4 protein-coding genes are annotated in these 6,642 nt (G+C 44.1%); all 4 read right to left on the bottom strand.

The window, feature by feature from the left end:
* Positions 1-307: 307 nt before the first annotated feature.
* The 4 genes from J2Z28_RS22460 to J2Z28_RS22445 all read right to left on the bottom strand — a co-directional run bounded on the left by J2Z28_RS22460 (position 308) and on the right by J2Z28_RS22445 (position 6,531).
* Entirely contained in the window at positions 308-526 is a 219-nt protein-coding gene (locus J2Z28_RS22460) for an immunity 17 family protein (protein WP_211084360.1), read from the bottom strand.
* 192 nt (positions 527-718) lie between these two features.
* Positions 719-3,631, bottom strand: coding sequence for an S-layer homology domain-containing protein (locus J2Z28_RS22455; RefSeq protein ID WP_211084359.1), 2,913 nt, complete (start codon positions 3,629-3,631; stop codon positions 719-721).
* A 25-nt stretch (positions 3,632-3,656) separates the two neighbouring features.
* A complete protein-coding gene (locus J2Z28_RS22450; protein ID WP_211084358.1) occupies positions 3,657-4,688 on the bottom strand; it encodes a DUF6359 domain-containing protein in 1,032 nt (343 codons plus the stop codon).
* Positions 4,689-5,157: 469 nt separating this feature from the next.
* Positions 5,158-6,531, bottom strand: a complete 1,374-nt coding sequence (locus J2Z28_RS22445) for an ABC transporter substrate-binding protein (protein ID WP_211084357.1) — start codon at positions 6,529-6,531, stop codon at positions 5,158-5,160.
* Positions 6,532-6,642 lie beyond the last annotated feature (111 nt).

Raw genomic sequence — 6,642 nt, 5'->3', positions numbered from 1 at the left:
CAACCGTCGCTCGCATATGGACTCCCGCGCTTAGGGCTTCGGCGAAAAGCAGCATTTTGTGATGGGCTTGACAAAAACGTTCATAGCAACGAATCGGAGACGTCTTATTCAAGGATATGAAGTGTCTCCCTTTCCCCAGGGTATAAAGGCTTGGGCTTCAAGACATTTTAAAATGATAATCTCCACACCCTAACTAACTTCGAAAATCTCAAGCATAAAGCTAAACGTACTAATCGTTACCTTCTACATTAAAGGCTGTGAAATTGAATTATGTACTCAGGATCTGCAATTTTTTTCTTTTCTTTTCCTACACTTCACCAATCAGCAACAATAGTACACCAATGGCAATCATGACAACACCGAGAATACCATACACCACTCTTGCACCCTGACGTCCAATGGTTTTCACAAAAATCCCTGCTCTAAAACTCTTCATAAACCAGTCCCAATTGTTGATACCACCGAGCAAACTAAAAATTCCTGCCGCTATGGCAAATAGTGCGATTAAAACGGGTTGTTCTTGCATGTCTTCAACACTCCTTCAATATAATCCTGTCTACTATACCTTCACTTGGTGAAAATTAACAGGCATTAATTAGTAAAAAAACAGCATGCAGATGGAAATCTGCATGCTGTTTTCATTAGAGTAAAGGAGTTTAGCGTTTCAGGTTAAAACTGGTTTTGGCTTCCTTTTCATAGGAAGATTGACTAGTCTTTATTACTTCGCCTGAAATTCGCTTGCCAACAATAACAAGGTCACCACTTCAGCACGTGTTGCTTCAGCAAGGGGGTTAAACATTTTTTTGCCTGTTCCCTTCACCAGTCCTGCATCATATGCAGCAGCGATATATGGAACAGCCCACGCCGGTACTTTATCTGCGTCCGCGAAACTCAGTGCCGGATTCGACTGTACCCGGAGGCCGAGTGCTCTGACGAGCATAACTGTCATCTCTACCCGCGATACTTTACCCGATGAACGGAACGTATCATCCGTATACCCACTAATGATGCCTTGATCCACTGCCTGAGCAATAAAAGATTGTGCCCATGCAGGTATCCCGGCAGCATCCTTAAACGTCAATGCCTTGTTGCTGGCTGGAAGTTCAAATGCTCTTCCCAACATAACAATGAATTCGGCGCGTGTAGCTGGTGCATTCGGACGGAAATTACCATCCTGATACCCCTTCACAATTCCCCGGGAAATGGCCTGTTCAATGGCAACTGCTGCCCAGTGATTCCCGATGTCCTTCAGGTCTACAACCGGAGTGGTTGGATTAGTACCTCCATCACCCGGAACGGTTGGCGTAGTAGGATTCGTAGGATTGGTTGGTGTAGTCGGTGTGGTTGGAGTTACGGGCGGGGTAGGTGTTGTAGACCCTCCACCGCTGTTACCACTACCCGGATTACTTCCATTATTCCCGCCACCATTACCAGGATTGCTTCCATTTCCGTTATCTATAAAGGTTAATTGTGCAAGCAATGGATCATGATCGCTCACTCGACCATCTGCTGTTTCAAAGTCAGCATTCACATGCACCACTTCAATGGCTGCGTTATCCGTCAGGTTTTTACTAACCAAAATGTGATCCAATGTCTGAGAGTTTCCGTCATAAATATAGGAATAACGCTTGTTCTCAGGCAGTTTATTTACCAGATTGTCCAGTTCATTACCTTCGACAATGCTCAATGTTTTCGAGAACTGGAAGTCATTAAAGTCCCCGAGGACAGCAACATTTACATCCGGGTCCTTATTGATTAATTCATTGACAAATTTATTGACAACCGTTGCTTGCTGCGCACGCTGTACTTCACTAATGCGAGTTACAGGCTGAATATTTCCAAATGGGGCTAAATCCCCACCCTTAGAATTGAAATGGTTAGCGATAACAACCACACGTTCACCATTAAATTCAAACTCTGCTGCGAGCGGTTTGCGGGAACTGGAAAATGCCTCGTCACCTGGTGCAATACGCCCCGGATTAACCGAGAGACTACCGTCTGCTTTGACTGCGATTGCTGTCGTGGCATTACCTTTGCTAACACCAGCAGCTAACGATACACGGTCCGGCTGATACAGGAATCCTACACGAATGTTGGCACCTGGTGCCCCGCCATCCTTATTATTTTCCGGAGCAATCTCACTGTATTGATATGTGGGTCCTTTATTCGCTTTGATTGCATCAATTAGTGTCTGAAAACTCTCATCGGCTACTGTTTTACCCGTGTCGGCATCACCATCGTTATCCTGAACTTCCATTATTCCTAATATGTCTGGCGTTTTCAGATTATCCACGATAATTTTACCGATTTTATTGGCTCGTGTTGCATCTTTTTTGCTGAAGTTCTCGACATTAAACGTGGCAACAGTCAGCTTTTCTTGTTGTGGCTCAATTGATGTTGTTGCTTGTTTCAAACCATTGGACGTAATCGGAGGCAAATCGCCTTCCAAGTTAACCTTATAATTACCACCCGAATAAGAAAGCACACCTTTAATGGATCCTCTAAATTTATCACCCGTTGTCACAGATTGAGGAGGTTTTTTATTAATTAACAAACGTTGAGGATTTAGAGAACTCTCAAACTTTCCTGCTCCGTCTCCACGTAAGATTAATCCTCCTGCCGGAGTCTGCAATGAATCATTTGGTTCGTTGTCTACCGTTACTGCTAATCCAGGATTGTAAGAATAAGGTCCGAGAATAGTAGCATCATCTAATTGAATACGCATGCCTTCCAAACTTTCATAAAAGTCTATGGCATCCACGTCAGGGTTAAACTGGCCCAATCCATCCGAATCAATGACTTTCGGTATTACGCGGCCACCTTTTCCAATGATTACGGATTGTGGCAATCCAACATCGGGTTGTTCCAACGTAATCTCAGAAGCTACAATTTCAGTGGTTGGCAAGTCTGTTGCACTTGCTGCATAGTCTTTCACCTTGCCGGCAACCTTTACCTGGTCCTTGACTTTCATTCCATGATCTTTCTTATAGATTAAAATCCCCTCAGAAGTTGCCGGATCTCCATCTTCCTGACCAGGAATGGATTGCATATAGAATGAATCTGCGTTAACTAGAGATGTAACAATCCCATCTACATTCTGTACATTCAATCCATCATAGATGGAATAATGGCCTGCCCCCTGAATTTCGTGAATACGTACACCATCCACCCGATCCACCGCAGTATATTCAAAAGAAAAAATGGTGCTTACTCTGCTATCAGCAGTGGCAACAGCTTTAATGATTTGATTTTGAGTAATCGTAATAGGCTGTGTGTATTTCATGGAATTCTCAGTTGGTTCAGAACCGTCCAGTGTATAGAAAATTTGGGCACCTACATAAGGGGAAGACAACGTAACTTCCGTTCCTTTTACAATACCACCGGAAGGTGTGCTCGCTGTTACGGAGAGCAAATCCTCCAGAATATCCGACGCCGTTCGAGGAATCAACTCCAGACCGTAAGTGGAATGGTAAGTCAAGACTCCTGTCACTTTATGATACGATTTGCCAACGGAGAGAGCTGACGGGCTGTTTTTGGCATAAATCAGCATTTCCCCGCCATGTTCATCTGTCGCCGTGTAAGTGGGCGTGTTTCTTTTTGTCACTTTAATATTGTTTACTTCGACAAGCATCCCTTCATACTGCCCTCCAGAACCCTTACTCCCCCCCCGCACCTGGAACAAAATGGGATGAGTTTAGCGATACAGGTGAAGGTAGATCCTGTGACTTTTCGACAGTCCGAATATAGCCACCCTGAAATCCAGATTTGCTTGCTTCAACCTGAACAAGGCCATTGTAAATCGTAATTGGCCCATAGGCTTCAATTTGGTCTCCAACTTCTATACCAGAAGCATTACCGCGCACAACGATCCCGGCATCGTTATCCTGAATATACAGATTCGATACACTTCCGGACAATTCGCTATAGGTTACAATGCCTTGAACGCTAACGGTCGTATTTTCAGTTGCTTTTCTTGCATCTGAGATTGAAATAGGAATTGTGTCGACAAGGGTATAATCAAAACTGGTAACATCACTATTGTCGATCCCCTCTTTGGCTGCGTAGGTTTCAATGTGAATCGCATCATTTATTGTAATGGGCACGGTATAGGGAAGATAATCAGCGTCCGTATTTTGCTTATAGTAAACGGTTGCACCGACTGTGGGTGTTTCCAATGTAACCTGCGTTCCTACCGGAACAGCACCAGAGGATGGATTAGCTCTGACGCTTGCCACTTTAGTTTCAGGTGCCTCATCGATTAGTTGGAAGGTTGTTGAAGAGGAGTCAATGTATTTGATGCCAGGTAGTAAGAGATAAGAAGTTAGCGTCCCATTGGTTACTCTAACTTTCTTTCCAAGAAGTTCGGGGTTGCTATTCAATCCAAACGTATTTCGTACTGAAATTATATTAGGGATTTGAACAGAAAGGATCTTATTTAAATCTGTTTCACCTGGATTGTCCGCAAGTCCAAAATTACTGCCTCCACTGAACGGAGCTATAGTTTGCAGTTTATTTTTTGAACCATCAAAATACCCAATAACATATCCTTCCACCGTCCCCGGTAATCCATCATTGTTGCGAGCGATCGCTTGAGCAACAGTTAAAGGCTCATCCGCCGCGGCTGCCTTACTGCTGAACAATCCAGCCGGAATTGCACCTGTGATGAGCAGGACCATGGCCAGGAACAACCTGAGCAACCTCTTCATTTGCAGAACATGCATTTTTTACTTACCTCCATGTTTTTAAATTATAATCATAATCATTTGTTCAGACAGCTTGTACATTAGTTCAAATATAAGATAACTGAATAACAGAATGGTGTAAACAATATTTCTTCGATTTGAAAGAAAATAGAACATATACATTACAGAAAGAAACTATTTTCTATTTTTTAAAGCTAATTAGGACTAATTTCAGATCAAAATCATGTCTTTTCGATCTTTTTAAGTCATGTTTATGTGCACATTAAACTATTTACGTCAGATAAATTAACACATAAGATATAAATCGCTTAGTATTTCGACATTTATTTGCAGCATCTTTCCATCCCTTCTCAAGAAAAATCAGACTTAAGTCTTATAGAATTTCAAGACACAGGCATAACAATACGACGATCAGGAATGATCGCCGTATCTTTATTTTGAGATTAGCCTACAATTATTTCTTCACCGTACTGTTATATTGCGCAATCTTTTCTGTAATTTGTTTGGCTGCTGCATCCAATGCTTCCTGTGGTGTACCTTGTCCATTCAGGACCGTTTCAATCGCTCCTTCCACAAGTTGTCTGGCTTCAGGGAATACACCCATTAATGCCCCGGATGTTGCTGTCGAATCCGCGGAAGCGTGCAATTGGTCGACTGCTGTCTGGAATTGCGGGTACTTCGCCATATTATCCTTTAATACTTGCTCTTCGTAGGCTGCTGTCGTAATAGGGAAGTATCCTGTCGCAACACTCCAGTTCGCTTGCACCTCTGGTGTAGCCAAGTACTTGATGAATTCCCATGCTGCTTGCTGTTGAGCTTCTGATTTGTTGTTCATGATGTACAAGCTCGCTCCACCCACTACAACGCCGCCTTCTTTGGCATCCGCTGGACGAGGCAGGAAACCTGTTCCCAGTTCAAACTTGCCACCTGAACCTTCTACGATTTTGCGCAGGCCAGCCGTGGAATCGAGGGTCATACCGATTTGCTGAGCGGTAAATGCTGCTGTTGTATCGTCTGTGCTACGTCCCAGATTAGAGAGAGTCTTCTCATCAATCATCTTTTTCCACCACGTTAATGTCTTCACTCCAGCTTCGGAGTTCAGCAGAGACTCTGTAGCTGCTTCGGTTCTTCCGTTTCCATTGTTTACATAATCTGCATTCTGGTTTGCGAAGAACTGTTCCATAAACCAGCCGTAGATCGCCATGGATGCACCTGGCTTACCGTCTTTCGCCAGTGCTTTTGCCGCTTGCTCAAACTCTTCATACGTCTTCGGCGGGTTCTCCGGGTCCAGACCTGCTGCTTTGAACATATCCTTGTTGTAGTACAAGATCGGGTTCGATGTGTTAAACGGCATAGCGTTCAGTTTGCCATCGATCGTGTAGTATCGGATAATGTTTGGCTCCAGTTGGGACAGGTCGAACTGATCCTTGTCGATGAACTGTTGTACTGGCGTAATCATGCCCGAATCGATCATGAACTTGCTACCGATCTCGTAGACCTGGATAATGTCAGGACCGCTGTCTGAGCCCATGGATGCTTTGAGTTTGTTCAGACTTTCATCGTACTTCCCTTGATAGATGGGCTTCACCTGAATCTCTGGATGGCTAGCGTTAAAGTCGGAAGCGAGTTGGTTAATGGCTTTCTCCCCAGCTCCAGACATGGAGTGCCACCACGTCAATTGTGTTGTTTCAGCGGCGGCTGCTTCTGCTGGTGCGCCACTTGCCGGGCTGCTTGTTTCTGCTTTCGTTCCGCAAGCGGAGATGACCAACATGAGTGCAGCCAGCATTAATGCAAATGTTCCTCTTTTTTTTATACGAAATCCGTTCATAATCGCTCTCCTTTTATATGACTCGCGTACAATAAAATCTTGGGGATGACGCGGTGTGGCCGTTACGGTTACGAATCGTTCTTTTGATCGCTGTTATCCCCGGATTTTTCT

The organism is Paenibacillus xylanexedens, assembly GCF_017874615.1.
Taxonomy (GTDB): domain Bacteria; phylum Bacillota; class Bacilli; order Paenibacillales; family Paenibacillaceae; genus Paenibacillus; species Paenibacillus xylanexedens.
This window is presented reverse-complemented; position numbering and strand designations above follow the sequence as displayed.

Bases quoted from the DNA above. Each gene is read 5' to 3' on its own strand.
- J2Z28_RS22460 (WP_211084360.1), bottom strand. From the start codon at position 526: ATGCAAGAACAACCCGTTTTAATCGCACTATTTGCCATAGCGGCAGGA.
- J2Z28_RS22455 (WP_211084359.1), bottom strand. From the start codon at position 3,631: ATGCTTGTCGAAGTAAACAATATTAAAGTGACAAAAAGAAACACGCCC.
- J2Z28_RS22445 (WP_211084357.1), bottom strand. From the start codon at position 6,531: ATGAACGGATTTCGTATAAAAAAAAGAGGAACATTTGCATTAATGCTG.